Annotated in this window: 23 protein-coding genes; 11 read left to right on the top strand and 12 right to left on the bottom strand. The window is 56.2% G+C overall.

The window, feature by feature from the left end; genetic code table 11:
- Positions 1 to 29: 29 nt before the first annotated feature.
- From NYE92_RS16365 to NYE92_RS16375, 3 genes are read left to right on the top strand one after another with little or no spacing between them, the layout of a single operon-like run.
- Positions 30 to 1,400 (top strand): sucrose-specific PTS transporter subunit IIBC, encoded by a 1,371-nt coding sequence (locus NYE92_RS16365; protein WP_029569383.1) that lies wholly within the window; start codon positions 30 to 32, stop codon positions 1,398 to 1,400.
- Complete coding sequence (locus NYE92_RS16370) at positions 1,400 to 2,809, top strand: sucrose-6-phosphate hydrolase (RefSeq protein ID WP_028715945.1); 1,410 nt, start codon at positions 1,400 to 1,402, stop codon at positions 2,807 to 2,809. Before NYE92_RS16365 ends, NYE92_RS16370 begins: the two co-directional genes overlap by 1 nt.
- A gap of 29 nt (positions 2,810 to 2,838) precedes the next feature.
- Positions 2,839 to 3,855: a substrate-binding domain-containing protein gene (locus tag NYE92_RS16375; protein ID WP_014606898.1), complete on the top strand. Its 1,017-nt coding sequence runs from the start codon at positions 2,839 to 2,841 to the stop codon at positions 3,853 to 3,855.
- A gap of 6 nt (positions 3,856 to 3,861) precedes the next feature.
- Here NYE92_RS16375 and dsbG read toward each other — a convergent pair whose 3' ends face one another.
- Genes dsbG through NYE92_RS16400 form a run of 5 tightly spaced genes read right to left on the bottom strand, consistent with a single transcriptional unit; the run spans position 3,862 to position 7,632 of the window.
- Positions 3,862 to 4,614, bottom strand: coding sequence for a thiol:disulfide interchange protein DsbG (dsbG, locus tag NYE92_RS16380; RefSeq protein ID WP_013024237.1), 753 nt, complete (start codon positions 4,612 to 4,614; stop codon positions 3,862 to 3,864).
- Between the two features lie 13 nt (positions 4,615 to 4,627).
- The gene (locus tag NYE92_RS16385) at positions 4,628 to 5,062 is read right to left on the bottom strand and encodes a DUF6691 family protein (protein WP_105080424.1); all 435 of its coding nucleotides are present in this window, start codon (positions 5,060 to 5,062) and stop codon (positions 4,628 to 4,630) included.
- A 15-nt stretch (positions 5,063 to 5,077) separates the two neighbouring features.
- The gene (locus tag NYE92_RS16390; RefSeq protein ID WP_013024239.1) at positions 5,078 to 5,503 is read right to left on the bottom strand and encodes a YeeE/YedE family protein; all 426 of its coding nucleotides are present in this window, start codon (positions 5,501 to 5,503) and stop codon (positions 5,078 to 5,080) included.
- A 36-nt stretch (positions 5,504 to 5,539) separates the two neighbouring features.
- Positions 5,540 to 6,823, bottom strand: a complete 1,284-nt coding sequence (blh, locus tag NYE92_RS16395) for a bifunctional sulfur transferase/dioxygenase Blh (protein WP_072138498.1) — start codon at positions 6,821 to 6,823, stop codon at positions 5,540 to 5,542.
- A gap of 17 nt (positions 6,824 to 6,840) precedes the next feature.
- Positions 6,841 to 7,632: a sulfite exporter TauE/SafE family protein gene (locus tag NYE92_RS16400; RefSeq protein WP_072138499.1), complete on the bottom strand. Its 792-nt coding sequence runs from the start codon at positions 7,630 to 7,632 to the stop codon at positions 6,841 to 6,843.
- Between the two features lie 185 nt (positions 7,633 to 7,817).
- Here NYE92_RS16400 and NYE92_RS16405 point away from each other — a divergent pair, with 185 nt between their 5' ends.
- Complete coding sequence (locus NYE92_RS16405) at positions 7,818 to 9,053, top strand: FAD/NAD(P)-binding oxidoreductase (RefSeq protein WP_042676985.1); 1,236 nt, start codon at positions 7,818 to 7,820, stop codon at positions 9,051 to 9,053.
- A 10-nt stretch (positions 9,054 to 9,063) separates the two neighbouring features.
- Here the strand turns inward: NYE92_RS16405 and NYE92_RS16410 are convergent, their stop codons facing one another.
- The gene (locus NYE92_RS16410) at positions 9,064 to 9,384 is read right to left on the bottom strand and encodes a hypothetical protein (protein WP_042676986.1); all 321 of its coding nucleotides are present in this window, start codon (positions 9,382 to 9,384) and stop codon (positions 9,064 to 9,066) included.
- Between the two features lie 205 nt (positions 9,385 to 9,589).
- The gene (locus NYE92_RS16415) at positions 9,590 to 10,099 is read right to left on the bottom strand and encodes a phenolic acid decarboxylase (RefSeq protein ID WP_015701223.1); all 510 of its coding nucleotides are present in this window, start codon (positions 10,097 to 10,099) and stop codon (positions 9,590 to 9,592) included.
- A gap of 98 nt (positions 10,100 to 10,197) precedes the next feature.
- On the opposite strand from NYE92_RS16415, the gene NYE92_RS16420 reads away from it, so the two are divergent.
- Positions 10,198 to 11,067 carry a LysR family transcriptional regulator gene (locus NYE92_RS16420; protein WP_259019161.1) on the top strand — a complete coding sequence of 290 codons (870 nt, stop codon included), beginning with the start codon at positions 10,198 to 10,200 and terminating at the stop codon, positions 11,065 to 11,067.
- Positions 11,068 to 11,102: 35 nt separating this feature from the next.
- On the opposite strand, the gene NYE92_RS16425 is transcribed toward NYE92_RS16420, so the two are convergent.
- From NYE92_RS16425 to NYE92_RS16435, 3 genes are read right to left on the bottom strand one after another with little or no spacing between them, the layout of a single operon-like run.
- Positions 11,103 to 11,534, bottom strand: a complete 432-nt coding sequence (locus tag NYE92_RS16425; RefSeq protein ID WP_015701220.1) for a GFA family protein — start codon at positions 11,532 to 11,534, stop codon at positions 11,103 to 11,105.
- Positions 11,535 to 11,571: 37 nt separating this feature from the next.
- Positions 11,572 to 12,462 (bottom strand): siderophore-interacting protein, encoded by an 891-nt coding sequence (locus tag NYE92_RS16430; protein WP_015701219.1) that lies wholly within the window; start codon positions 12,460 to 12,462, stop codon positions 11,572 to 11,574.
- Between the two features lie 15 nt (positions 12,463 to 12,477).
- Positions 12,478 to 13,689, bottom strand: a complete 1,212-nt coding sequence (locus NYE92_RS16435; protein ID WP_015701218.1) for an MFS transporter — start codon at positions 13,687 to 13,689, stop codon at positions 12,478 to 12,480.
- Positions 13,690 to 13,821: 132 nt separating this feature from the next.
- Here NYE92_RS16435 and iucA point away from each other — a divergent pair, with 132 nt between their 5' ends.
- The 6 genes from iucA (at position 13,822) to NYE92_RS16465 (ending at position 23,659) form a co-directional block, all read left to right on the top strand.
- Positions 13,822 to 15,546, top strand: coding sequence for an aerobactin synthase IucA (iucA, locus tag NYE92_RS16440; protein ID WP_259019162.1), 1,725 nt, complete (start codon positions 13,822 to 13,824; stop codon positions 15,544 to 15,546).
- Positions 15,547 to 16,494, top strand: coding sequence for a GNAT family N-acetyltransferase (gene iucB / locus NYE92_RS16445; RefSeq protein ID WP_014606886.1), 948 nt, complete (start codon positions 15,547 to 15,549; stop codon positions 16,492 to 16,494). It begins immediately after the preceding gene.
- Positions 16,494 to 18,227 (top strand): aerobactin synthase IucC, encoded by a 1,734-nt coding sequence (gene iucC, locus NYE92_RS16450; RefSeq protein ID WP_072138501.1) that lies wholly within the window; start codon positions 16,494 to 16,496, stop codon positions 18,225 to 18,227. The genes iucB and iucC overlap by 1 nt, the downstream gene beginning before the upstream one ends.
- 3 nt (positions 18,228 to 18,230) lie before the next feature.
- Complete coding sequence (gene iucD / locus NYE92_RS16455) at positions 18,231 to 19,565, top strand: NADPH-dependent L-lysine N(6)-monooxygenase (protein WP_013024253.1); 1,335 nt, start codon at positions 18,231 to 18,233, stop codon at positions 19,563 to 19,565.
- 27 nt (positions 19,566 to 19,592) lie between these two features.
- Positions 19,593 to 21,788, top strand: a complete 2,196-nt coding sequence (locus NYE92_RS16460) for a TonB-dependent siderophore receptor (protein ID WP_014595119.1) — start codon at positions 19,593 to 19,595, stop codon at positions 21,786 to 21,788.
- A 209-nt stretch (positions 21,789 to 21,997) separates the two neighbouring features.
- Positions 21,998 to 23,659 (top strand): methyl-accepting chemotaxis protein, encoded by a 1,662-nt coding sequence (locus NYE92_RS16465; protein WP_029570888.1) that lies wholly within the window; start codon positions 21,998 to 22,000, stop codon positions 23,657 to 23,659.
- Positions 23,660 to 23,702: 43 nt separating this feature from the next.
- Here the strand turns inward: NYE92_RS16465 and NYE92_RS16470 are convergent, their stop codons facing one another.
- Both NYE92_RS16470 and NYE92_RS16475 read right to left on the bottom strand, forming a co-directional pair.
- A complete protein-coding gene (locus NYE92_RS16470) occupies positions 23,703 to 24,776 on the bottom strand; it encodes an acyltransferase (protein WP_014606882.1) in 1,074 nt (357 codons plus the stop codon).
- Positions 24,777 to 25,040: 264 nt separating this feature from the next.
- Complete coding sequence (locus NYE92_RS16475; RefSeq protein WP_072138502.1) at positions 25,041 to 25,559, bottom strand: DUF1440 domain-containing protein; 519 nt, start codon at positions 25,557 to 25,559, stop codon at positions 25,041 to 25,043.
- Positions 25,560 to 25,572: the final 13 nt, after the last annotated feature.

Below are 25,572 nucleotides of genomic sequence, written 5' to 3' on the forward strand. Positions count from 1 at the left end.
ACTATCACACGATAAAACAGAGGTTTTTTATGGATTTCGTACAAATCTCCCGTGCATTACTGCCGTTGCTGGGGGGCAAAGAGAATATTGCCAGCGCGGCGCACTGCGCGACCCGGCTCAGGCTGGTGCTGGTCGATGACGCCAAAGCGGATACCAGCGCGATCGGAAAAATCGACGGGGTAAAAGGCTGTTTCCGTAATGCCGGACAGCTGCAGGTGATTTTTGGCACCGGGGTGGTCAACAAAGTCTACGCCGCCTTTGTCGCCGAAGCCGGGATCAGTGAATCGAGTAAATCTGAAGCCGCCGATATCGCGGCCCGCAAGCTCAATCCTTTCCAGCGCATCGCCCGTTTGCTCTCGAATATTTTCGTGCCGATTATTCCGGCCATTGTCGCGTCCGGCCTGCTCATGGGCCTGCTGGGCATGGTCAAAACTTATGGCTGGGTGAACCCGGAAAATGCCCTGTATATCATGCTGGATATGTGCAGTTCGGCGGCGTTTATTATTCTGCCGATCCTGATCGGCTTTACGGCAGCACGTGAGTTTGGCGGTAACCCGTTTTTGGGGGCGACGCTGGGCGGCATCCTGACCCATCCGGCGCTGACCAATGCCTGGGGCGTGGCGTCCGGGTTCCACACCATGAACTTCTTTGGGATAGAAGTCGCGATGATCGGCTACCAGGGCACGGTGTTTCCGGTGTTGCTGGCCGTGTGGTTTATGAGCCTGCTGGAAAAACAGTTACGGCGCATCATCCCTGACGCGCTCGACCTGATTCTGACGCCGTTCCTGACCGTGATTATTTCTGGCTTTGTGGCGCTGCTGATTATTGGTCCAGCGGGGCGTGCCTTGGGTGACGGCATCTCCTTCGTGCTCAGCACGTTGATTGCTCATGCTGGCTGGCTGGCCGGATTACTGTTTGGCGGGTTGTACTCCGTTATCGTGATTACTGGCGTGCATCACAGTTTCCACGCCATTGAAGCGGGCTTGCTGGGTAATCCTTCAATCGGCGTCAATTTCCTGTTGCCGATTTGGGCGATGGCCAACGTGGCGCAGGGCGGTGCCTGTCTGGCGGTGTGGTTTAAAACCAAGGATCCTAAAATCAAAGCCATTACCTTGCCTTCAGCCTTTTCGGCCCTGCTGGGCATTACCGAAGCCGCCATCTTTGGTATCAACCTGCGCTTTATGAAGCCGTTTATTGCCGGACTGATCGGTGGTGCCATCGGCGGTGCCTGGGTGGTTTCCGTTAAGGTCTATATGACCGCAGTGGGGCTGACTGGCTTACCCGGCATGGCCATTGTTCAGGCCAGTTCGCTGCTGAATTATATTATTGGTATGGTGATCGCCTTTAGTGTCGCCTTTGTCATCGCTTTCATGCTCAAGTACAAAACGGATTCTGAATAATGGCCCTGAAAAACCTGCTCCCCGCCATGCTTAAGGCGGTAATGAAAGGCCAGCCCAGGGCGCGGGAGGACAGCCACTATCCGGGCTGGCACCTGGCGCCAGTTACCGGGCTGCTTAACGATCCCAATGGCTTTATCCACTTCAACGGACAGTACCATCTGTTCTATCAGTGGAATGCCCTGGCCTGCGAGCACAAGCACAAATGCTGGGGCCACTGGCGTTCAGCGGATTTACTGCACTGGGAACACGAGCCGGTCGCGCTGTTGCCCGATGAAGAGTATGACCGCAGCGGATGCTATTCCGGCAGTGCGGTGGACAACAATGGCGAGCTAACCCTGTGTTACACGGGGAATGTTAAATTTGAGGACGGCTCACGTACCGCCTGGCAGTGCCTGGCCGTGCAGAACGGTGAGGGCGGATTCGACAAGCTGGGGCCGGTTATCCCGCTGCCTGAAGGCTACACCGGTCATGTCCGTGACCCCAAAGTCTGGCGGCATGGCGGGTACTGGTACATGGTGCTGGGCGCGCAGGACGCGCAGTTACAGGGCAAAGTCCTGTTACTGCGCGCCAGCGATCTGCGCCACTGGGAGAACCTGGGCGAAATAGCGGGAAGTGGCCTGGGCGGATTAGGCGCGGCGGGCTATATGTGGGAATGCCCTGACATGTTCACCCTGGGAGCCTCGACGTTTCTGATCTGCTGCCCGCAGGGCATTCCCCGGGAAGAGAAGCGCTATCTGAATACCCATCCCTGCGCATGGCTCAGCGGTACGCTCGACTATGAGAACGCGCATTACTCGCACGGTGCCTTTAATGAACTGGATGCCGGCTTTGAGTTTTATGCCCCGCAAACCACGTTAACCCAGGACGGGCGCAGGCTGCTGGTGGGCTGGATGGGCGTGCCGGACGGCGAAGAAATGCGCCAGCCCACCGTGGCGTTTGGCTGGATTCATCAGATGACCTGTATACGTGAGCTGACCGAGCGGGACGGGCGGCTTTATCAGCAGCCGGTGGCCGAGCTGCAGGCGCTGCGGCTGGACGAGCAACGCTATCGCGGGCCTGCGGATGGCGCACCGGAGATGGCGGCCCGACGTCTTGAGCTGGTGCTGACGTCCGGCGGCGATATCACGCTGGACTTTGCCGATACGCTCCGGCTGAGCTGGCATCAGGAGACGCTTTGTCTGGCACGCCGCAGTCTGGAAAACGGCGAATGGCTTTATCGTCACTGGTGCGGCAGCGCGCGCAAACTGCATATTCTGTGCGATCACTCCAGCGTCGAGATTTTTATCAATGACGGCGAAGGCGTGATGAGTAGTCGCTACTTCCCGCAGCATCCTGCCCGTTTACGCCTGAGCGGCAGCGCAGAAGTCACTGCCTGCTACTGGTCGTTACGATCCTGCATGGTAGAATAAGCCCTTGTTTCCTTAAACGAAGCACCGACGTGAAAAAAACAAAGCGCGTGACCATCAGTGATATCGCTGCGCTGGCCGGGGTGTCAAAAGCCACGGCCAGCCTGGTGCTCAACGGGCGCGGTAAAGAGCTGCGCGTGGCAGAAGAGACGCGCGAACGCGTGATGTCTCTTGCGCAACAGCACCACTATCTGCCCAGTATCCATGCCCGTCTGCTGCGCGAAAACCGCAGCCATACGTTAGGGCTGGTGGTGCCGGAGATCACCAACTACGGTTTCGCCGTTTTCTCTCACGCGCTAGAGAACCTTTGCCGTGAAGCCGGGCTACAGCTGCTGATCTCCTGTACCGATGAAAATGCCAGCCAGGAAACGCTGGTGGTTAACAACCTGGTCTCGCGTCAGGTTGATGGCCTGATCGTCGCCTCAAGTCAGCAGAGCGACAGCGACTATCTGAAGCTGAGTGAACAGCTGCCGGTCGTGCTGTTTGACCGCCACGTGAATAACAGCAGTTTGCCGCTGGTGATCACCGATTCGATTACGCCGACCGCCGAGCTGGTAGAGCGCCTGGCGCGTGCTCATCCCGATGAGGTCTATTTCCTGGGCGGGCAGCCACGACTGTCGCCGACCAAAGATCGTCTGGCCGGCTTTATGCAGGGGCTGGAGCGGGCGGGGGTAAGTCCCCGGCCGGAATGGATTATTCAGGGCAACTACCATCCCAGCAGCGGCTATGAAATGTTTGCGGCCCTGTGTGCCCGTCTTGGCAGGCCACCTAAGGCGCTGTTTACCGCCGCCTGCGGTTTGCTGGAAGGGGTGCTGCGCTATATGAGCCAGCACCATCTGCTGGAGAGTGATATTCACATAGCCAGTTTCGACGATCACTACCTGTATGATTCGCTGTCACTGCATATCGATACCGTAGAACAGAACGTACCGCGCCTGGCGCAGGAGTGCTTTTCCGTGATTAGCCAAATGATCCAGGGGCAGGAACCGGCGGACAAACAGATTATCTTGCCCGCCAGGCTGCGCTACCGTTCATCTCTGGCGCGTTAACGCCGCTTACCGACAGGCGGCCAGATCGGCCATCTGCTGTTTATCAGGCAGGCCAACAATCTGTTGCAGCTTTTGTTCATGATTCAGGTAGTAGATAGCGGGCGTGCCGTTGGCCCCTAACGCCTGCATCTGTGCCTGGTTATGCTGAATCTGATCAAACAGCGCGCGCGGCGTGCTGTCCGGGAAGGCCGGCTTATTTTTACCCTGCGAGCGTTCGAAATCCTGCCAGGCTTGAGCAGGATCGGCCGCCGCGAGAATGGCAGACGCGTAGCGTCCGCTCTCGGGCTTAAGAATGCCGACAAGCTGGGTTTTGATGCTGAGCGAGTTATTTTGTACCAGCGGCTGCACCTGCTGCCAGAAGGTCCGGCAGTAGGGGCAGAACGGATCGGCAAAGACCACGACCTGACAGCGGGCTTCAGCGCTTCCCTCCTTGATGCCCGGCATGGCCTGCAGTTGCTTCCACATGGCGCGTCCGGCGGGCAAATAAATTTCATCATTGATGATTTTTTCGCTGAGGTTATTGCCCTGCGCGTCATACATATAGCCCGAAATCGCATGCTGACCATCTGGCGTCAGGTAAATGGTGACGCCGGTTCCCTGATATTGACCCAGCCAGCCCTGAACCCCGCCGGGTGCCTTAAAGGGTTTGATGATTTCCACGCCCTGCTTTTCAATTTGCTGGACGGGGGCGGGCAGCGTAGCCGCCTGGGTCGTGCTGCTCAACAGCAGTGCGGAAAGCAGTATCCTGAACGTTTTCATTAATCCCTGTCTCTTAACGTCGTGATGAAAGTGAGGCGGTGCGGCTGTCGAGCCACTCAAAGAGCAGCATGCCTGCCAGCATGGCGATCAGGAACACTGCGCCCTTAAGCACTCCGCCGCCGAGCAGCACCAGCGCCGGACCGGGGCAGATGCCAGCCAGCCCCCAGCCAATCCCGAACAGCATAGCCCCTGCGATCAGTTTTTTATCCAGCGCGCGCTGGCCGGGCAGATGAAAGGTTTCGCCAAAGACCGGACGCTCATGTCGGGAGGCCAGCCAGAAGGCCACCAGCCCGACGGTAATCGCGCCGCCCATCACCAGCGCCAGAGAGGGATCCCAGGCGCGGGTAATGTTCAGAAAACCCAGAACCTTGGCCGGGTTCGCCATGCCGCTGACGATTAAGCCCGTACCAAATAACAGCCCACTAAGCAGAGAAAATAAAACGGCCATTGTTCCTCCTGATATTCACCCGTGGCCCATCACGCCAACGGTCAGCATGGCGGTTAACATAAAGACCAGCGTCGCCACCAGTGAGCGCAGTGACAGCCGCGATAATCCACATACGCCGTGACCGCTGGTGCAGCCCGAGCCCAGGCGAACACCCAATCCCACCAGCACGCCGGCGAGTACCAGACGTCCCCATGACGCTTCAGTTTCAATGGCGGGCAGGGCGCTGAACAGCTGGAACACCAGCGGCGACAGGACCAGGCCCGCAATAAAGGCCAGCCGCCAGGGCTTGTCTGATGAGCGGCGTTTAAGCAGACCGCCCAGAATGCCGCTGATACCGGCTATGCGGCCACAAAGCAGCACCAGTATGCCCGCCGCCGCGCCAATCAGCAGCCCACCCACCAGGCTTTGCAGCGGCGTAAAATGAACCAGGTCAATATGCATTATCCACCCTTCCCAGTGCAGTGCTTACGTCTTGCGTTAAAAGCGGTTTAACGGGATTTTCAGATAGCGCTCGCCATCGCTCTCGGGTTCAGGTAACCGTCCGCCGTTGATATTGACCTGCAGTGCCATCAGCATCAGTTCAGGAAGCGGGAGCGTGGCATCACGCTGCCGCCGCCGGGCAATAAAATCCTGTTGGTGTTGATCAACCACCCACGGATTGTTTTCCCGCTGCTCACGTACCGTGCTTTCAAACTGCACGTCGCGCCCGTCAGGGCGATAATCATGACCGGTAAATAAACGTGTGTCGTCAGGTAACTGCAGAATGCGTTGCAGGCTGTCCCATAATACGGCAGCGCTGCCGCCGGGGAAATCAGCCCGCGCTGTGCCGCTGTCGGGCATAAAAAACGTGTCGTGGATAAAAGCACAGTCGGCGATGTGATAGGTCACCGACGCCAGCGTGTGGCCGGGAGATAAAATGACTTCACCCCGCAGATTGCCGATGTAAAATACCTCGCCGTCCCTGAATAAGGTGTCCCAGATTTTCTCAGCTGGCGTCAGGCCGGGCAGGTTATAGAGAGTTTGCCACAGCCTTTGTACCTCAGTGACCTTTTCACCGATGCCGGTAGGCGCACCGGTTTTCCCGGCCAGCCAGGCGGCGGCAGAGAAGTGGTCGGCATGAGGATGGGTATCCAGAACCCACGCAACCTGCCAGTTTTTTTGCTGAATAAAATCCAGTATGCGTTGGGCCTGCTGACAGGATACCGCTCCCGAGCGGCGATCAAAGTCCAGCACCGGATCGATGATGGCGCAGCGCCGGGTTTGTCCGTCAGCAATCACATATTGCAGGCTTCCGCTCTCAGGTTCATAGAAATGGTACACCTCTGCCTGAGGCGGATGGCGCAGCCTGTTTGCATACCAGGCCAGGGGCTTATCGGCATCGGCACCAAACTGTTGGCAGGTAGCCCGAAATTCGGCCTCGTCTATCCGGCCTTCGCGTAACTCATGCAGTAAAAACAGGCTAAGCGATCGCGCACCACTCCGACAGTGTGCAAAGATTTTTGCACCGCGTTTAACCCGACGATGAAAAGCCTCAACGTCTTCCCAGCTCAGCGTGTCAAAGGTGAAGGGCATATAGACGTAGTCCATGCCCAGTTGCTCAGCCAGCGCCTTTTCCTGCTGATGAGGCAGAAAGGGGCCTTCTTCCTCATCAGGCCGATTATTAACCACAACCTCAAAGCCCAACTGGTGCAACTGGCTGAAATCCTCTGCAAGTGGTGCACCGGAAAACGCGATTTGCGCATTAAAATGGCGGATATTCATAACCTGTTCCCGTTTATTCAGAGATTTTTAAGCAACATGTAGCAGGCCATCACGATCAACATGGCTGAAAAGACGGCATTGATCGCGCGCGCATTGTGTTTCAGCCGGCTGGCCACCGCGACACCGACTAAGCCGCCCAGCAGGCCGCCAGCAATGAGGTAGATTGTCATCACCACAGAGACTTTGCCCGCCAGGGCATAGCTTGCGCTGGTCGAGATCCCCATGGCGAACACCACCATCAGCGAGGTTGCTATCGCCTCCACCATGGGTAAGCGGAACAACCAGACAAGCGCGGGCACCACTAAAAATCCTCCTCCGATGCCCATAAATCCGGCCAGTATGCCCAGCAGCAGTACGCTTCCCCAGACGATAGCGGGGGCAAAGTGCCTGTCTGGCGCGGAGGCACCGGGCAAAGGAGACTGTTTTCTCAGCATCATCAGCGCCACGGTGAACATCAAAAGGGAAAACGGCAGTAGCAGGTATTGTCCACTGACGATTTTTCCCAGTTCGGCTCCGAGCAGTGCGCCGCAGACCGCCACAAGAGAAATCCTCGCACCCGTTGCCCATCTGACATTGCCTTTATGACTATGGGCAAACAGATTGATCAGGGCGCTGACCGCCACCGCAATGGCGCTGGTGCCGATGACCCGATGCGTGTCGGGCACCTTTACCAGATACAGCAGCAGCGGCACGCACATGACCGATCCGCCGCCGCCGGTCAGCGCCAGAAAAAAGCCTACGGCGATGCCTGTTACAATTAACAGGCTCACCGTGAGGGCTGAAAAATGGGTGAATTCCTGAATGATCATTTTCATTCCTGGCGTTATTTTTACGCTATTAAAGAGGTCGTAAAAATGACTGTCAACTCATTATTTCTTTTTGCTATATCATATAGCTAAATATTATAAGAGGTTTTTTTTATAACTTTAAAGTCTATTGATTTGCTTTATATCTGTGCTGCTATCCACTACGGTTAAATGAAAGGGAGGCCTGCATGAATGATAAAAATAATCCCCATCACCCGCATCTTGTTGTTATTGGTGGTGGCTCAGCTGGAATTGGCGTCATCGCAAGTATTAAGAAACGCATTAAAAACATCAAAATAACGCTAATTGAGCCAAAGGAAGAACATGATTATCAACCTGCCTGGACACTGGTGGGTGCCGGATTATTTTCCGCTGAAAAAACCCGAAAACGCATGAGTGACGTTATTCCGTCGGGCGTGAACTGGATTCACGATGCCGTGACGCATGTTTCACCTGATCTGAAATATATTGAAACAGCGACAGCCCAAAAAATAGGTTACGACTATCTTATTATCGCCAGCGGTCTGATGCTGCGTTGGGATAAAATCAGGGGCCTGAGTGAAACCCTGGGCCGCAACGGCGTAACGTCAAACTACCGATACGATTTGGCGCGCTATACATGGGAACTGGTGCAAAACCTGAAGCAGGGAAAAGCCATTTTTACCCAGCCAGGGATGCCGATAAAGTGCGCGGGTGCGCCGCAGAAGGCGCTCTATCTCTCCGCCGATTACTGGCTGCGACGGGACCGTCTGGCACAGATCAACATTCAGTTCTGCCTGGCAGGTCAGGTCGTTTTTGGCGTGCCCGAATTTGTTCCGCCGCTGAAGGCCTATCTGGAGAAATATCAGGCGCAGGTCAATTTTGGACATACGCTTACTGCCGTTGATGGAATCAATAAGCAGGCGACGTTTACTCTCACCGATCCCGACGGCAGCACGCGTGACGTCACCCTGCCGTTCGATATGCTCCATGTTGTCCCGCCTCAGGCTGCGCCAGACTTTATTGCCGAAAGCGGTCTGGCGGATGCTGCTGGCTGGTGTGATGTCGATAAAGAAACGCTGCAGCACAGCCGCTGGCCCGATATTTTTGCTTTGGGCGATTGCTGCTCAACGCCGAACGCCAAGACGGCCGCAGCGGCGCGTAAACAGATCGTGGTCGTGGCCGAAAACCTGAGGCAGGTCGTTAACGGGGCGATCCCGCAAACGCGTTACGATGGCTACGGTTCGTGTCCGCTCACAGTGGAGAAAGGCAAAGTCGTGCTGGCCGAGTTTGGTTATGGCAACCGCCTGCTGCCGACCTTTCCGCTCCCTTCAGCCCGTCCCAGCCGCGCAGCATGGTGGCTAAAGGCCTGGTTTTTACCGCGCTTTTATTGGGCTGGTATGCTGCGCGGTATTGAGTGGTTGGCCAAAAGTAAACCCCTGTAGAGAAGGCCGTTCAGGGGCGAACGTATAAAGCGCCCCGCGACTGCTGTTCAATAATGTAGGTTATGGCGGCGGGCACGACGCAAAAGTGGGATGGCAGCATGCTGACGTCAATATTTTGTGCCCGGAGGGCGTTATTGCAGAGTAACAGCGTCACGCTCGGCGCATTCTTAAGGGCATCTGAAATCGTCCTGCCAGTCACATCACCTGCCGCGTCGCCATTAAAAACGATGGCGATATCCCCGTCAAAATCCTCTTCTTTAAGCAGATTGCCAGCATTAGCCAGGGCGTGAGCAATGCGATTTTTATCAGGTACATGCAAAATGATTTTCATTCTGGGCCTCAGGTTGTTATCGCGACGGGCGAAAAACGAATGGCTCAGAATAAAACAGCGTGAGGATCGGATAAATGTGATGAGTGAAAGAAAATATGTCGTCGACGATGGTTTCTAAAAAAAGAAAAATAGCGGCTCTGATAAATTCGAAATTGCTGTGTGCGTCTTTTTTAAAAAAAAGGGGGGTTCCCCTTTTAATAGCTAATTATTTTTTCAAATTTTCAGGGAAATTGGCAGGTAATTCACTCGCCGCGCAGGCTATCACGTCATCGTTATTTTTTCCCGCATCGTGGACAAAGGTGATAGTCGCGAACTCATCAATGACTTCTATTGGATAAGTCGGGCCGGCATCGCGGTACTGCGCCATTTCGTCCAGATGATCGTTCTGGAAGCAGACGGTGCGTTCAGGATTATTCATGACCCAGCGCGGGAAGAAGATGGTGCCATGAAACAGCTTGTCGCCCAGGTTGGCAATCAGGCTGACACTGGTGCCGGTCGGTTCAGTCCAGGACACTTTATAGATGTCTTCACCGACGCAGACAATATAGACATGCTGGTCTTTCACCCAGCGGTTGCCCACCATGCCGCTATGAATACGGTAATCGACGGTGTCTTCGTTTTTAATATACAGCTCGTAATTCCAGCCATTGTCATAGGTATAAACCAGATGTTTACCGATGAAACCGTCAAGATTGTGTTTGTCGAATTTGCTCATTATTTGTTCTCCTCTGTGGTTGAAACCAGCTTACCCATTCACTTTGTGAATTAAAAACGCTAATTTATGATGAAATTGATTCAAAAATTGGATGGGTTATGCATAAAACCACACTGGAGCAGTGGAGCCTGTTGGACAAGGTGGTGCGAGAGGGCAGTTTTGCCAGAGCGGCGAGTCTGACCAACCGCAGTCAGTCATCCGTCAGCTATAACCTTGCTATGTTGCAGCAGCGCATAGGGATTACGCTGTTACATGCAGAGGGGCGCAAGGCGGTGCTGACGCCCGCAGGCGAGTTGCTGCTGGCGCAGGCGCGCCCGCTACTGAAAGCTTTTCATTCACTGGAGGCGTTTGCGGGATCAATACGCAGCGGCGTCAGAACAAAGCTGGATCTGGTGGTTGACAGCATCTTTCCGCGTCGACAACTGTTTTCCGTCCTTAAGGCGTTTCAGCAATGCCATCCTCATACTCAGATCAACCTGACCGAGGTGCTGGAAACCAACACCGATTACGCCGAGGCCGACGTGATGGTGGTGACCCAGCGCCAGGATATGGCCGGGCGGGGAGAGTGGTTGATGAATGTGGATTTCGTCGCCGTGGCGCACTGCGACCATCCCTTGCATCAGCATGGCGGCATCCTGGATGAAGAACGGTTGGCACAGTATCCGCTGATTCGCATTGCCGACCGGGAACATTTCACCGTGCAGGATGAGAGCAGCAATGGCGATTACTGGTCGTTTTCGACTATTGAGGCGGCGGTAGAGGCGGTGGTGCACCAGGTGGGTTATGGCTGGATCCCCTTCGAGCGCATCGAACATGAACTGGCGCAGGGAACAATAAAAATATTGCCCTTACAGCACGGCGTTCGTCGTGCCACCCCGCTGCACTTACTGATTAAGAAAGATATCCTGACGCTGGATCCACAAATTGTTACCCTGCTCGATCTGCTGAAAAACGCCACCCGTTCGTGACAGAGGGATCGCGATGAGGAACGCGTCTTCAGGGGCTATTTGTCACCGTTCAACGCAAGGAGCAGGGCATCCAGCGAATCTGGCGCGTGCGGATATCCGTTTTTTACCTTGTGAACGTCCCAGGACATTGCATCCTCAAGGCAGAAATCGCCTGCACACTGCAACGCGAGGTCTTCATCTAACAGCCCAATCGGTAGCCAGATCAGGGGGCGGCCGCGCAACAGGTTCGGCACCGTCGAGCCACAGTGCCTGCAAAAGTCATTACGGTATCCCTGCGGGCGACGCCAACTGCTGATATCGGCTTCACCGGCCAGCCAGCTAAACTGATCGGCATGCACCAGCGTGGCCAGGTTATGGCCGGTACCGGTCTGACGGCGGCAAAGCGAACAGTGACAGCGGTAAAAATGGCTGGGTTGTTGAGCCAGCTTAAAAACGACCGTTCCGCATAAACAACGTCCAGAAATCATCCTTGTTTCCCTGAATGCGCCAACCCTAAGGCGATGTTTAGTGTGCCCGCTTTTTGGCCCAGTAAGCCATAAAGTTAATCGCGTCGCGATCGACGCCGCGCTCCCCTATCAGGTGGCGGCGTAATAGCTTCACCACGGTCGATTCGGCCGCTACCCAACCGTAAAATTCCGTGTTGCGGCCCTGAGCACGGTCCCACAGCAATTCGCCTTCTGCCTCTTCCTGCACGTCCTGCTGGCGGCCGCCATCGGGAACGTTAACCCGGGATTTTATTGCCTCAACCAGGCATTCCCCGTGTGAAGCAAATGCAGGTTTTCGCGGCAACCAGACGATGTCGGCAAAGGTATAGGCGTGCAGATCGACGCAATCTTCCGCATCTGGGACTTCAAAAAAGGCCTGAACCCGAGGCGGATTTTCCTGTCTGGACAGTCTTTCCAGAATGCCTTTCGCCGCGGGTAATGCGGTTTCATCGGCAATCAGTAACGCATTACGCAGCGCATCCGGTGGCGTCCATTCATATCCGCCGCTGTCAGATTCACAGGCCGCATTGGGCGCAACGATCACCAGGCCGTCACCCGGTTCAGCATTGATTGCCCAGGCCGATGCCGGGCCTTCCGTACCGTGGCTGACAAACTCAATCGTCAACTCCTGGCGCTCAGGATCGAGATGACGCAGCGTATAGGTGCGCAACAGCGGACGCTTCTCTTTTGGCAGCGACAGAATGGTCTGGTACCACTCGCCATCATTGGGAAGCGCAGGCATGCTGCCATCTTCCGCCGGCAGCAAAATTTTGATCCGCTGATCGGGCGCGTCAGACTTCATCTGCGCCACGTCAGGCCCGTTGAACACCAGGCTCAGCATTGAGGGAGAAAGATGACGCTTGCGTGCCAGTTTTACGTCAAACAGGCGGTAGCTATGGGCTTCAGCCATCGTCGTTCCTTTTGGTTAATGAGCCGATAAGGTTGAGCGGCGACGTGCACGCCAGATCACACCTGACATCGCCACGAACAGCAGGGCAGCGCTGAATGCGGCAGCGATCAGCGCCGTTGCGCCCTGTGACTGCGACACCAGGGGAACCAGCAGCGCGCACAATCCGTAGCCTAAGGTATGGCTGGTGGCTATCCAGCCGGCACCGGCACCGTCTGCTAGCCTGTCATTTAGCAGCAGCTGATAAGCTGGCGTACCCAGTGCAGCACCAAACGAAAGCAGGGCACAGCCGGTGTAAAACAGCCAGAGCGGTGTGCTCAGCATCATCGCCAGACCCAGAGACATCAACAGCCCTGCGCTCAGCAACAGCGCAAGCGGCGTCAGTAACTGGGGTCGCAGTACCATAAACTGGGCGCCCAGTGAGGCGATGGCCGCCACGCTCAGCAGCCAGGCAACCTGATGGCTGATTGCGGCGGTATCACCGGTAAACTGTCTGGCCAGTGCCGGGGATAAGCCCAACTGCATCAGGCTCACCGTGGCCGCCAGCAGCAGAGCGCACAGCAGATAGGGCAGACAATCGATGCGCAGGCGGGCATTCCTGCGCGCCACCGCAGGCTGTGGCTCGGTACCGCGCAACGGCAACAACATAGCCAGCGCCAGCAACGGCGCAACGACCAGTAACACCAGCGGTGCCATCGGATGAATAACTAACATTCCGGCAGCGCACAGCGGGCCAAACAGCCTGCCGCAGCTCAGACCGGAGCTGATGGTCGCCAGCGCCGTCATGCGCTTGCCTTCACCGGCACGGTTTAGCGCCCAGACCTGGCACGCCGGAACCATCGCCGATACCATCAGGCCATAAATCACCCGGGCAATAATTAATATACCTAATCCAATCGGAGCACTGACCGCCCGCGTGGAAAGAAGTGCGCAGCCCATAGCGAGTAGCAAAAAACTTGCGCCATAACCGGCCAGTGACCACAGCACGACCGGTTTGCTGCCGAGACGCGCAATCTGTTTTCCCCACCACGGCGATGAGGGCAAAAACAGCATAGAGCCGAGCGTTAACAATCCCGCCCAGACCGAAAGACTTAAACTGGTCTGCGCAACCAGCATCGGGATAGCCACCAGCAAACCATTCTGTCCGACGCCCAGCAGTCCGGCGCTTAATGCTAAAGGCCAGTTAGGTAAGGCTTTTTGTGGCGTAGCGGTCAGTTCAAGAGATGTCACAATGTTGCTAACCCGTATCTTTGTTGTATGTATTTGTAAAATTTATTCCGCCAATTCTAACAATTGTCGTTGATAATGAGAACTGTTATCGGCAGAATTCGCATTATCATAACGCCTGGAAATTGTTTGATAATGATTCAATCGACGTACAATGGATCCTGGGATGTGGCCGCACAGTGCTTCCTGAATTCCCTGATCCGTGAAACCAAGGACTGGCGACTCAGCCAGGGTGAACCCGCCGAGTTAGTGATTCCGTTGGCGGAAGAAAAGGCCCTACACTTTAAGGTGGCTTACTTTTCTCCTACCCAGCATCACCGTTTTGCCTTCCCGGCCCGGCTGGTCACTCACCGTGGCAGCGAGACGGTGACGTTCGCCACCGTTGCCAGACTGATTGTCGATAAACTGCAACATCAGCAACAGCTGCCCGCTCCCGGCTGTGAGGCGTTTTACCAGCGCGTGATGGAAAGCCATGTGCATACCGCTGAGGCAACGGCTGCCCGCCACGACTGGCGAGGCCTGCGTGAGAAAGCCCTGAACTTTGCCGAAGCAGAGCAGGCCCTGCTGGTCGGGCACGCCTTCCATCCGGCACCCAAATCACATGAACCTTTTACGCAGCAGCAGGCCGAACGTTACCTGCCTGATTTTGCGCCACATTTTCCGTTACGCTGGTTTGCGGTGGATAAAGACCAGCTGGCGGGTGACAGCCTGCAGCTGACGTTGCAGCAGCGCCTGACGCGCTTTGCGGCAGAAAACGCGCCGCAGTTACTGCATGCGCTAACCGATCGGCAGTGGCTGTTCCCGCTCCATCCCTGGCAGGCGGACTATCTGCTCCAGCAGACCTGGTGTCAGCAACTGGTGGAAAAAGGCCTGGTTACTGACCTGGGTGAAGCCGGTGCGCCCTGGCTGCCCACCACCTCATCGCGTTCGCTGTACTGCGCGACCAGCCGCGACATGATCAAGTTTTCCCTGAGCGTGCGGCTGACAAACTCCGTCCGCACCCTGTCGGTCAAAGAGGTCAAACGCGGCATGCGGTTGGCGCGTCTGGCGCAGACCGACCGCTGGCAGGACATGCAGGCACGCTTCCCGGCGTTTCGCGTGATGCAGGAAGATGGCTGGGCCGGACTGCGCGATGCGCAGGGCACGATTATGGAAGAGAGCCTGTTCGCACTGCGTGAAAACCTGATTGTCGACAGGCCGCAGAGCCAGACCAACGTGCTGGTTTCCCTGACGCAGTCCGCGCCGGACGGCGGCGACTCACTGCTGTCTGCCGCAGTAAAGCGCCTGAGCCAGCGCCTGCACATCAGCGAAAAACAGGCTGCGCATGCCTGGGTCGACGCCTACTGTCAGCAGGTGCTGAAGCCCCTGTTTACCGCCGAAGCCGATTACGGCCTGGTGCTGTTAGCCCATCAGCAAAATATCCTGGTGGAAATGGAGCAGGACCTGCCGGTTGGCCTGATTTATCGCGACTGCCAGGGCAGCGCCTTTATGCCTCACGCCGCAGGCTGGCTGGACATGATTGGCGAAGCGCAGGCGGAAAACGTCTTTAGTCGCGAGCAGCTGCTGCGCTACTTCCCCTATTACCTGTTAGTGAATTCTACCTTTGCCGTCACGGCGGCACTGGGCGCGGCGGGCATGGACAGTGAAACCCATTTGATGGCGCGGGTACGCGATGCGTTAAGTGCGCTACGTAACGAGGTCACGCACAAGGGCTGCCTGGATTACGTGCTGGAAAGCCCGCACTGGAACGTCAAGGGCAACTTCTTCTGTTACCTGCACGATCACAATGAAAACACCATCGTCGATCCGTCGGTGATCTACTTCGACTTCATCAACCCACTGCTGTCTCAGGAGCGCTAAATGTCTCAGGCAACGATTGTTCACAGCGGCCACGGCCTGCGTTGCGAAAAGTCAGGAAAAACCCTGAATCTGGGTTGGGGACAGGACAACAGTGCGGTGCTGCATTTTGCCGGTCCACTGCCCGAAGGCTGGCTGCGTGACGCGCTGGATCAGATGTTTATCGCTGCCCCGCAGCTTTCTGCCGTGGTGCTGCCCTTCGCAGAGTGGCGTGAAGAGCCTCAGGCGCTGGCGCTGTTTGCGGCCCTGAAAAGCGATATCGTCCACCGCGAGACGTTCTGGCAACTGCCGCTGTGGTTGTCTGCTCCTCGTCAGCAGGCCTCCGGCGAGATGGTATTTGATGCCGAACGTGAGATCTATTTTCCCCAGCGCCCAGCGCGACCTGATGGCGAAGTGTATCGCCGTTACGATCCGCGCGTACGGCGCACGCTGAGCTTCCGCGTGGCCGATCCTGCCCGGGATGCCGAAGCGTTTACCCGCTGGATGAACGATCCGCGCGTGGATTACTTCTGGGAGCAGAGCGGATCGCTGGCCACTCAGACCGCCTATCTTGAACGCCAGCTCGGCAGCAGCTATGCCTTTCCGCTGATTGGCTGTTTTGATGACGAGCCCTTCAGCTACTTTGAAATTTACTGGGCGGCGGAAGATCGTATCGGACGGCACTACAGCTGGCAGCCGTACGATCGCGGTTTGCATCTGCTGGTGGGTGAGCCGCAGTGGCGCGGGCCGCACTTTGTGCAGAGCTGGCTGCGCGGCATCAGCCACTATCTGCTGCTGGATAATCCGCAAACCCAGCGCCTGGTGCTGGAACCGCGGGCGGATAATCAGCGCCTGTTTCGTCACCTTGAACCCGCGGGCTATACCACCGTGAAAGAGTTCGACTTTCCGCACAAGCGCTCTCGCCTGGTGATGACCCAGCGCGCCCGTTTCTTCAGCGAGGTGGGCCTGTGATGAATTCGTACGCATGGGAAACCGTTAACCGTCAGCTGGTGGCAAAAATGCTGGCCGAGCTGGAGTACGAGCAGGTCTTTCAGGCTCAGCCGCAGGGCGACAACCGTTACTGCATCAGTCTGCCGGGTGCCGAATGGCAGTTCACCGCCGAGCGGGGCATCTGGGGCTGGTTATGGATAGATGCACAAAGCCTGCGCTGTGCGGATGAGCCGGTACTGGCCCAGACGCTGCTGTGCCAGCTACAGCCGGTGCTGTCGATGAGTGATGCCACGGTGGCGGAACATATGCAGGATCTCTATGCCACGCTGCGCGGCGATCTTCAGCTTATGCAGGCACGTCAGGGCATGAGTGCCGATGCGCTGATTGATATGGATGCCGACCGCCTGCAGTGCCTGCTCAGCGGCCATCCCAAGTTTGCCTTTAATAAAGGCCGTCGCGGATGGGGACAAGAGGCGCTGGCGCGCTACGCACCCGAATATATGAATACCTTCCGCCTGCACTGGCTGGCGGTAAAGCGTGATCATATGGTCTGGCGCTGCGACAGCGAGCTGGACATCCAGCAGTTGTTGCAGGCCGCGATGGACAGAGCCGAATATACGCGTTTCACCGAGGCCTGGCAGGCGCAGGGGCTGGACGACAGCTGGCTGCCTTTGCCGGTGCATCCCTGGCAGTGGCAGCAAAAAATCGCGCTCGATTTTGTCGCGGATCTGGCCACGGGCAATATGCTGTCGCTGGGTGAATTTGGCGATCGCTGGCTGGCGCAACAGTCACTGCGCACCTTGACCAACGCCAGCCGTCAGGGCGGGCTGGATATCAAACTGCCGCTTACCATTTACAACACCTCCTGCTATCGCGGTATTCCGGGCAAATATATCGCGGCGGGCCCGCTGGCCTCCCGCTGGCTACAAAACGTCTTTGCCACCGACACGACGCTGCAGCAGAGCGGGGCGGTGATCCTGGGCGAGCCGGCCGCCGGTTATGTTTCCCATCGCGGCTACGGCGCGTTGCCCGAAGCCCCCTATCGCTACCAGGAAATGCTGGGCGTGATCTGGCGTGAAAATCCGTCGCGCTGGCTGCACGCGGACGAAACGCCAATTCTGATGGCCACGCTGATGGAGTGCGATGAAAACAACCAGCCGCTTATCGGCGCCTACATTGCCCGCTCGGGCCTGAGCGCCGAGGCCTGGTTAAGTCAGATGTTCCGCGTGGCCGTGGTGCCGCTGTATCACCTGCTGTGCCGTTATGGCGTGGCGCTGATCGCACACGGGCAAAATATTACGCTGGCGATGAAAGACGGCGTACCCCAGCGCGTATTGCTGAAAGATTTTCAGGGCGATATGCGTCTGGTAAAGGACGATTTTCCGGAGATGGACTCTTTGCCTCAGGACGTCCGCGATGTGACGGCACGCCTGAGTGCTGACTATTTGATTCATGATTTGCAGACTGGCCATTTTGTCACGGTCCTGCGTTTTATTTCGCCGTTAATGGCGCGCCTTGGCGTTCCGGAACGACGTTTTTACCAACTGCTTGCCGCAGTGTTGAGCGACTATATGCAGGACCATCCGCAACTGTCGGCGCGTTTTGCGCTTTTCTCACTCTTCAAGCCACAAATCATTCGTGTCGTGCTGAACCCGGTAAAACTCACCTGGCCCGATCAGGACGGCGGAAGCCGTATGTTGCCCAATTACCTGGAAAATCTGCAAAACCCGCTGTGGCTGGTTACCAAGGACTGAATCATGACAAACACTGTTGATTTTATTGGCGTTGGCATTGGCCCGTTTAACCTGAGTATCGCGGCGCTGGCACACGAAGCTGAAGGCTTTACCAGCCAGTTTTTAGACAGTCGCCCAGATTTTGCCTGGCATCCCGGTATGCTGGTGCCTGACTGCCATATGCAGACCTCGTTTTTAAAAGATCTGGTCTCCGCGGTCGCGCCCACCAGCCCGTTCAGCTTTGTGAACTATCTGGTGAAGCGTAAAAAGTTTTACCGCTTTATGACCACCGAGTTACGTACCGTCTCGCGCGATGAGTTTTCCGACTATCTGCGCTGGGCTGCCGAGGGCATGAACAACCTGCGCTTTAATCACACGGTGGAACGCATCGATTTTGATGAGGCCAATAAACGCTTTGTGATTCACAGCAACGGCGGGGAAAGCTATGCCCGCAACATCTGTCTGGGCATCGGCAAGCAGCCCTACCTGCCGCCCTGCGTAAACCGCATCAGCGCCACCTGTTTCCACGCCAGCGAAATGAGCCTGCGTAAACCCGACCTGCGCGGCAAGCGTGTGGCGGTGATTGGCGGCGGTCAGAGTGGTGCCGATCTGTTCCTCAACGCCTTCCGGGGCGAGTGGGGCGAACCGGCTGAGGTCAGTTGGGTATCACGCCGCAACAATTTTAACGCCCTGGATGAGGCCGCTTTCGCCAACGAATACTTCACCCCAGAGTACGTTTCCAGCTTTGTCGGTCTGAACGAGGCTGCCCGACAGAAAATGCTGGCTGAACAGAAGATGACCTCGGACGGCATCACGGCAGATTCCCTGCTGACGATTTATCGCGAGCTGTATCACCGCTTTGAAGTGCAGCGTCAGCCGCGCAATGCGCACCTGCTGCCGAGCCGCTCGGTCATTGAACTCAACAGTCATCACCAGGGCTGGCAGCTTCAGTTGCAGCATCAGCTTGACCAGGGCTACGACCTTATCGAATGCGATGTGGTGATTTTCGCCACCGGCTACCGGCCTGCGCTGCCAGAACTGCTTTCCCCCCTGATGAGCCGCCTGACTATGAAAGATGAGTGCACGTTCAGCGTGCGTGAGGACTTCACGCTTGAGTGGAACGGGCCAAAAGAAAATAACATCTTTGCGGTGAACGCCAGTATGCAAACCCACGGTATCGCGGAGCCTCAGCTCAGCCTGATGGCATGGCGATCCGCCCGTATTCTGAATCGCGCACTGGGGCGTGATTTGTTCGATCTCAGCACGCCGCCCGCCCTGATCCAGTGGCGCAGCGTCAGCCGGGAAAAACCGCAGCACGGCGCTGCGTCCACTAAAAACTATACCGAGTCCTTGGGGTAAGCCTTAACCTCGCACGCAGGAACGATAATGAAGACTAAAAACAAGAATATCTGGCTGCTTAATCCGCTGTTGTTAGCCATGATGGCGCCCGCGGTCGCACAGCAAACCAGTGAAAATGACATGGTGGTTTCGGCCAGCCGTACGCACCGTACGGTGGCAGAAATGGCTCAAACCACCTGGGTGATTGAGGGGGCCGAACTGGAGCAACAGGTTCAGGGCGGCAAAGAGTTTAAAGATGCGCTGGCGCAGCTGGTGCCGGGCCTGGACGTCAGTAGCCAGGGCCGAACCAACTACGGCATGAATATGCGCGGCCGCGCGATTGTGGTGCTGGTGGACGGCGTTCGCCTGAATTCTTCGCGCACAGACAGCCGCCAGCTGGATTCGATCGATCCCTTTAACATCGATCACATCGAGGTGATCTCCGGTTCAACCTCGCTGTACGGCGGGGGCAGCACCGGTGGCCTGATCAATATCGTCACCAAAAAAGGCCAGCCGGGCACCCAGTTTGAGTTTGAAACCGGCACCAAAACCGGGTTTAACAACAGTAAAGATCACGATGAGCGCGTGGCGGGCGCGATTTCTGGGGGGAACGATCGCGCGTCCGGACGGTTGTCGGTGGCCTACCAGAAGTTTGGCGGCTGGTATGACGGCAACGGCGATTCTGTTCTGCTCGATAACACCCAGACGGGCCTGCAATACTCCGATCGTCTGGATGTGATGGGCACCGGCACGCTTGAGATTGACGATCACCAGCAGTTGCAGCTGGTGACGCAATACTACAAGAGCCAGGGCGATGACGATTATGGCCTCTATCTTGGCCGAAACTTTTCGGCGGTAACCGGTAACGGTAACGCCTACACCAGTAAAGGACTGAACTCCGACCGTATTCCCGGCACCGAGCGCCACCTGGTCAGTCTGCAGTACTCTAATACCGATTTCCTGGGTCAGGAGCTGGTGGGTCAGGTCTACTACCGTGATGAATCTCTGGCGTTTTATCCCTTCCCAACGGTGTCCGGCGGGCGGGTGACCAGCCTCTCTTCCTCTAAACAGGATACTGATCAGTACGGCGGCAAGCTGGCAATCACCAGTAAACCGCTCGACAACCTGCAGCTGACCTACGGTGTTGATGCCGATCATGAACGTTTTAGTTCCAATCAGATGTTCTTTGATCTGGCACAGTCGGCCGCCTCGGGTGGCCTGAACAACCAGAGCATTTACACCACCGGACGCTATCCGGGTTATGACATTACTAACCTGGCGGCTTTCCTGCAGTCCAGCTACGACATCAACGATACCTTCACCTTGAGTGGCGGCGTACGTTATCAGTACACCGAAAACAAGGTGGACGACTTTGTCGGCTATGCCCAGCAGCAGGCGATTGCTAATGGCACGGCGCGTTCGGCCGATGCGATTCCAGGCGGCTCAACGGATTACGACAACGTCCTGTACAACGCCGGTATCCTGATGCATATCACCGAGCGGCAGCAGGCATGGTTCAACTTCTCGCAAGGCGTTGAACTGCCGGATCCGGGCAAGTATTACGGCAACGGCACCTATCGTCTGCAAAACGGCAACTACCAGTTGTTGAACAGCGTTAATGTCGATCAGTCGAAGCTTCAGGGCATCAAAGTCGATTCTTACGAGCTGGGCTGGCGTTACACCGGTAATGACCTGCGCACGCAGTTAGCAGCCTACTATTCGCTGTCAGACAAATCGATTTCGGTCAACCGCAGCGATATGACCATTAACGTGGACGATGACAAGCGCCGTATTTATGGCGTGGAAGGTGCGGTGGATTACTTTATCCCCGATACCAACTGGAGCACCGGCGTCAACTTCAACCTGGTCAAGTCTGAAACCAAAAAAGATGGCGGCTGGAAGAAGTGGGATGTCATTTATGCCAGTCCATCGAAAGCCACCGCCTATGTTGGCTGGTCGCCGGATCCCTGGAGCCTGCGCCTGCAAAGCACGCAGTCGTTTGACCTGACCGATAACGGCGGCAACAAAATTGACGGTTATACCACCGTTGATTTTATCGGCAGCTACCAGTTGCCGGTGGGCAAGCTGAGCTTTAGCGTCGAGAACCTGCTGGATCGCGACTACACCACGGTGTGGGGACAGCGTGCGCCGCTGTTCTACAGCCCGACCTATGGCTCGCCGTCGCTGTATCAGTACAAAGGCCGGGGTCGCACCTTTGGGCTGAACTATTCGGTACTGTTTTAAGTCTTCATTCTTGCCCGGTGTGACGCCGGGCAAGCCTCACTCAATCTCACTTTTTCCTCCTGTCGCCGCTAAACACGCTGTGCCGTTACATAATGTAAACAATACCTAAACGAATACGCTCAGTTTTGTCAGGTACATGCCGATAGTCTTTATGTACGTACATTTAATGCACAAAGCATTTTCGTTTTAACGACCAGGCGGAACAAAAAATGACCATTACACAGCGACTTTTCCTGACCTTCTCCCTCCTTGCCGCCTCACTGGCTGTTCTGGCTATGGTGGCGATCACGGTGGTAACAGGATTTCAATCACGCTTCGATTACGTGCAGAGAAATACAATTCCTTCTATTACCGATCTTAATAAGCTTGTCGATAGCAGCAATGCCCTGACACTGCTGCTTTATCGCCATCAAAGTGCGACCGATCAACGCAAGCAGGCCCAGTTTGAGAAAGATATCGCTGGCGTGATTGCGGATCTGAAAAAGCAAAACCAGTATTACTTTGATCACGACCTTTCCAGTGCTGAAGACAAGGCCCTGAGCGAAAAAGCCTTTGCGGAGATAAAAGAAGCGGAAGCCAGGCTGCCGACCTTTTTTGCCGGGTCACGGGCACAAAATGATGCCATCGCGTTGGGCGCGATCCAGGGAGACAGTGGTGTGGGCCAGTCTGTTCGCGATCTGATAGCGGGGTTAAAGCGACAGCTGCAGCTGAATGTGGACATTGGCAAAACCTACAGCCAGCAAAACAATCAGGTTTATCAACAAACCTTGTGGGGCATGTCCGGCGGTTCGCTGCTGATTATCCTGCTGCTTGGCGCGTTTTCGGTGAAAACCATCTTCAGCATCCGTCGTCAGCTCAACGCGATTCGTGCCACCATGGAAAGCGCCAGCGAACGCCTCGATCTGACGCTGCGCGCAGATGAGTCGCGTCGCGACGAAATTGGCTTAACGGCCAGCGCTTATAATCACCTGGTCAGCAATGTGGCGCAGTCGTTGTCGTCCGTTGAACAGGCATCCCACTCTGTCGGCTCTGCCTCATCCCAGATTTCAGCCGGCAACGACGATCTCTCGGCGCGTACCGAAGAGCAGGCAGCGTCGCTGGAGGAAACGGCGGCCAGTATGTCTGAACTGAGCGAAACCGTGCGTCAGACGGCTGAAAATACCCGCCTTGCCAGCCAGCTGTCCAAAAATGCGCGTGAAATCTCGGAAGACAGCTCGGGCAAAGTCAAAACCATGCTGAGCACCATGTCCGATATCAAAAGCAGTTCAGCGAAAATCAACGACATTATCGCGTTGATTGAAGGCGTTGCCTTCCAGACCAATATCCTGGCGCTGAATGCGGCCGTTGAAGCCGCCCGTGCCGGTGAGCAGGGACGCGGTTTTGCCGTGGTCGCCGGAGAGGTGCGTAATCTGGCACAGCGCTCTTCTTCTTCTGCCCGTGAGATCAAAGCACTGATCGAGTCCTCCATGCGCTACGTTGAAACCGGTGCCGCTCAGGCTGAAGAAGTCGGACAAAATATGGGCCGGATGAACGATGCCGTGCGTCAGGTAAACGATCTGGTCGATGAGATTGCGGTGGCGGCAAGCGAACAGTCGCAGGGCATTGGTCAGGTACATGAAGCGGTCAATCAGATGGACAGCGTAACCCAACAAAACGCCGCACTGGTGGAGCAGGCTTCTGCCGCTGCGCGTTCGTTAACGGAGCAGTCCACCACGCTGCAACAGCTGGTGGCCGCCTTTACCATCCGTTCAGCTCAGGTTGTCGCCGCTAAGCCGCCTTTAGCCGCCGTGACGGCCGCGCCCGTGCTGAAGCGTCCACAGCTTGCGGCGGCAGGTGCAGGTGCGCAGGAAGATAACTGGAAGAGCTTCTGATCGTGGCGAAGCAGTGGCCCGGGCGGCCGCTGCTTTTAAAAGGTTACGAACTTCTGTGCAGCGTCAACGGCGTTGATAACCAGCGGGCAACGCGTTTGCCTGCCTTAATGGCGGGTTTTTCAATCCAGAAAAACATCACGGAGGCCAGCGCCACACTGATGCTAATGGAGAGGATGAAAATCATCAGATTGTCCGTCCAGGCTTTATCCGCCAGGCTGTTCATCAGCAATATCATCATCGGATAGTGGATGAGATAGAGCGAATACGAGATATCGCCAAAGAAGATCAGCGTGCGGTTATGACCACTTTCCGTGCGGTAACCCAGCATCACCGTGATGCTCATAATGGCCGCCGCCAGCCAGAAACCGCCATGCAGGCCAAACGGCTGCGGCCCAATCATCAGCGCTGTCGCAAACGCCAGTACCAGCCCCACCTGCAGTATTCTGCGCATCTGAGGATTCAGCTCAGGGAGCTTTTGTCTGACGATTAATTCAGCCAGCATCATCCCTAAGATAAACTCCATGCAGATGGTATTGCTGATAAGTTTGATCCACGCCTGCCACCAGTGCGTCACCGCCATATCAGGCGAAACCTGAGAGGAAAAGGTAAAACTGCCGTTGTAATACAGCTGAAAGCCCACGCTGGAGGCGAGGAAAATCAGTGCACACAGGAAGCTACGGTAGCGATAGTTTATGCACATCGCCACGGTGAATACGGCGTAGAACAGGATCTCATAGGAAAGCGTCCACGGCGGACCTAATGCGCTGAATCCAAAGGTCGGCCCGGGGCTGCTGTAATCCTGCAGGCAGAAGTAGAGCGCACAGGACATATCCTGAAGCGAACGGTCGTGATAAACCACCACGAACGAGAGCAGCCAAACCACAAAGAAGACCGGCCAGATGCGGAAAAAGCGTTTCACCATGAACGACGTCGGCGCTTCGTTAAACTGATGCGTAATAAAAGTCATGATGAAGCCGCTGATAATAAAGAATACGTCCACGCCCAGCGCGCCGGGAATGTGCCGGGTCCAGTGACTTTCTAACAGCGATGAGTTGTGCGCCAGCACCACAAGTAGCGCAGCCAGGCCGCGCAGATACTGGATTGAGACGATTTTCATGAGCGTTACAGGCCTGTCAGTTTACTCAATCACGGCGTTCGCCTGAACGAGCCGGTTAGGGTTAAGCGTAGGCCGTATTGTAAAAATGCCTTAACGATTATCAACCGCCATTTAGCGGCCAGGAAAAAAGGATTTTGCCTGATAGCCTAATTTTGCAGAAAAAATGGCGACGATCGACGGAGTTAGGCGCACAGGATCAGAAGTGCGCCGTTGGGATTTCAGAGGGTTCTTAAACAAATATGATGACTTGAGGGGATACAGGCACTACGCGGACGCGCGCGGAAAGACGCTCCCGCCCATGGCGCGCCGGAAGATCTCAATCGTCCACATCCACAGAATATGCCCCAACGTCTCCGAGGCGATTTCCGCTAACGGCAGGTGCCACAAGGGCGGTGCCCAGCCGTTCATCGGCAAGATCACGCCGTGAAAGCCCAGGGTAATGAGCAGGGCGAACGCTACGCCCTGGCCCAGCGTAACGACCGGGAGGATCTCCGCCAGGGCGCAGTAGAGCAGGGCGAAGACGATTGAGAACAGGTGGTGAACCCCGGCAACGCCCCAGTTCACCACGTAACCGGAATAATGATAGACCAGGTTGCTGACGTTGATCCCCATATCCTGCAGCATCTCCGCAGGGGGAATCGCCCTGTCAGGCGTTCTGGGCGGAAACGGATTCTCCGTTCCCCATTTTACGAAGCTGGCAACGTTGCCGCCCCAAAACCCTGCCCAAAGCGCCGGACCATAATGCCGGTCGGCAGGGGACGTCAGACGAAACGACCTGTTCATAGTTAACCGCTCC

This window comes from Pantoea sp. B566 (assembly GCF_024793925.1).
GTDB classification, from domain to species: Bacteria; Pseudomonadota; Gammaproteobacteria; order Enterobacterales; family Enterobacteriaceae; genus Pantoea; species Pantoea ananatis.

Bases quoted from the DNA above. Each gene is read 5' to 3' on its own strand.
- NYE92_RS16390 (WP_013024239.1), bottom strand. From the start codon at position 5,503: ATGCATATTGACCTGGTTCATTTTACGCCGCTGCAAAGCCTGGTGGGT.
- NYE92_RS16420 (WP_259019161.1), top strand. From the start codon at position 10,198: ATGCATAAAACCACACTGGAGCAGTGGAGCCTGTTGGACAAGGTGGTG.
- NYE92_RS16385 (WP_105080424.1), bottom strand. From the start codon at position 5,062: ATGGCCGTTTTATTTTCTCTGCTTAGTGGGCTGTTATTTGGTACGGGC.
- blh (WP_072138498.1), bottom strand. From the start codon at position 6,823: ATGAATATCCGCCATTTTAATGCGCAAATCGCGTTTTCCGGTGCACCA.
- iucC (WP_072138501.1), top strand. From the start codon at position 16,494: ATGAATTCGTACGCATGGGAAACCGTTAACCGTCAGCTGGTGGCAAAA.
- NYE92_RS16430 (WP_015701219.1), bottom strand. From the start codon at position 12,462: ATGGCTGAAGCCCATAGCTACCGCCTGTTTGACGTAAAACTGGCACGC.
- NYE92_RS16370 (WP_028715945.1), top strand. From the start codon at position 1,400: ATGGCCCTGAAAAACCTGCTCCCCGCCATGCTTAAGGCGGTAATGAAA.
- NYE92_RS16475 (WP_072138502.1), bottom strand. From the start codon at position 25,559: ATGAACAGGTCGTTTCGTCTGACGTCCCCTGCCGACCGGCATTATGGT.
- iucA (WP_259019162.1), top strand. From the start codon at position 13,822: ATGATTCAATCGACGTACAATGGATCCTGGGATGTGGCCGCACAGTGC.
- NYE92_RS16415 (WP_015701223.1), bottom strand. From the start codon at position 10,099: ATGAGCAAATTCGACAAACACAATCTTGACGGTTTCATCGGTAAACAT.
- NYE92_RS16465 (WP_029570888.1), top strand. From the start codon at position 21,998: ATGACCATTACACAGCGACTTTTCCTGACCTTCTCCCTCCTTGCCGCC.
- NYE92_RS16410 (WP_042676986.1), bottom strand. From the start codon at position 9,384: ATGAAAATCATTTTGCATGTACCTGATAAAAATCGCATTGCTCACGCC.
- NYE92_RS16405 (WP_042676985.1), top strand. From the start codon at position 7,818: ATGAATGATAAAAATAATCCCCATCACCCGCATCTTGTTGTTATTGGT.
- iucB (WP_014606886.1), top strand. From the start codon at position 15,547: ATGTCTCAGGCAACGATTGTTCACAGCGGCCACGGCCTGCGTTGCGAA.
- NYE92_RS16460 (WP_014595119.1), top strand. From the start codon at position 19,593: ATGAAGACTAAAAACAAGAATATCTGGCTGCTTAATCCGCTGTTGTTA.
- NYE92_RS16365 (WP_029569383.1), top strand. From the start codon at position 30: ATGGATTTCGTACAAATCTCCCGTGCATTACTGCCGTTGCTGGGGGGC.
- dsbG (WP_013024237.1), bottom strand. From the start codon at position 4,614: ATGAAAACGTTCAGGATACTGCTTTCCGCACTGCTGTTGAGCAGCACG.
- iucD (WP_013024253.1), top strand. From the start codon at position 18,231: ATGACAAACACTGTTGATTTTATTGGCGTTGGCATTGGCCCGTTTAAC.
- NYE92_RS16425 (WP_015701220.1), bottom strand. From the start codon at position 11,534: ATGATTTCTGGACGTTGTTTATGCGGAACGGTCGTTTTTAAGCTGGCT.
- NYE92_RS16400 (WP_072138499.1), bottom strand. From the start codon at position 7,632: ATGATCATTCAGGAATTCACCCATTTTTCAGCCCTCACGGTGAGCCTG.
- NYE92_RS16470 (WP_014606882.1), bottom strand. From the start codon at position 24,776: ATGAAAATCGTCTCAATCCAGTATCTGCGCGGCCTGGCTGCGCTACTT.